The sequence below is a fragment of the Pseudomonas sp. 3B-A001-10F genome (assembly GCF_056313565.1).
This window is the reverse complement of record NZ_JBQYFW010000073.1, coordinates 1-1256: the sequence shown is the minus strand read 5'-3', so window position 1 is coordinate 1256 and position 1256 is coordinate 1. Positions and strand designations below refer to the sequence as shown.

Genomic DNA, 1256 nt, shown 5'->3' with positions numbered 1-1256 from the left:
TGCAGTGGTCAACTAATTCCGGACACCTCGATAGGTGGTTTTGACGCCATCGCCCGCTCGTAAGCGGTCGGTGGCAGATATCCCAGTTTCGAGTGCAACCGTTCGTTGTTGTAAAACCCAACGATGTACTCGGTGATGTCGCGGATTGCTTCAGCGTGGTTCGCGTAGTCACGGCGCCATACCCGCTCCATTTTCAAACTCAAAAAGAAGCGCTCCATCACTGCGTTGTCCCAGCAATTACCTTTACGGCTCATGCTCTGCTGCATGCCGTTTCTTGCCAGTAATTCTCTGTAAGTTGCACTCGCATATTGGCTACCCCGATCTGAGTGGGCAATCAAGCCTGGCGGCGGTTGACGCTGCGCGATAGCCAGTTGCATCGCGGTGCACACCAGCTCTGCCGGCATATTCGGAGCCATCGACCAGCCCACTATCTTGCGTGAAAACAAGTCCAATACCACGGCCAGATACAGCCAGCCACTGCGGGTGCGGATATAGGTGATGTCAGCCACCCAAGCCTTGTTTGGCGCCACTTGATCAAATTTTCTGCCCAGTACATTCTCTGCAATCGGCAGGTCATGATTGCTATCGGTCGTGTGTACAAACTTGCGCTTCCAAGCCGAACGCAGCCCATTAGCTCGCATCAAACGACGGATTTTATACAGCCCGACAAGCATGCCCTTGGCACGCAAAGCGTCGCGCAAAGGGCGGCTGCCGTAGCAGCCTCCACTCTCGGCAAAAGACGCCTTGAGTTGCACAACAACAGGACAACTCTGCCGAACAGGTGCATCAGCACGCTTCTGAGACTCATAGAAGCCCGAACGACTGATGCTCAGCAACCGACAGACATGTGCCACTGAGTAAGCCTTCTGTTGCAGCTGCCGAACCAGTCGATACGTTACTTCAGCTCGCGGGCAAAGAAGGCGGTAGCCTTTTTTAAGATGTCGTTGTCCATCTTGAGCTGCCGGTTTTCCTGCTCCAACTGCCGGATGCGCTGCTGTTCCGCCGTCAATGGCTTGCCGATTCCGGCCTGTCCCAGTTGCTCTGCCTCGTATTGCTGAACCCAGCGTCGAACGGCTGTCTCACCAATGTTCAGATCCTGGCAAACCTGCGTAACGGTCAGTCCCTGATCCTTGATCATCTTCACGACTTGCAGCTTGAAGCTGTCGTCGAATGCCCTGCGTTTTTTAGTCATGAATAACTCCTCGATAGATGTATTTTCCACCTATCGGGGTGTCCGGGGAAATTAGACCACTGCA

1 protein-coding gene is annotated in these 1256 nt (G+C 54.0%); it reads right to left on the bottom strand.

All coding sequences use genetic code 11. The features are described from left to right. Positions 1-8: 8 nt before the first annotated feature. A protein-coding gene (locus tag AC0ZWN_RS28770) for an IS3 family transposase (RefSeq protein ID WP_218568197.1) occupies positions 9-1192 on the bottom strand; the annotation gives its coding sequence in 2 pieces (ribosomal slippage) (positions 9-928 and positions 928-1192; 1185 coding nt in all). Positions 1193-1256 lie beyond the last annotated feature (64 nt).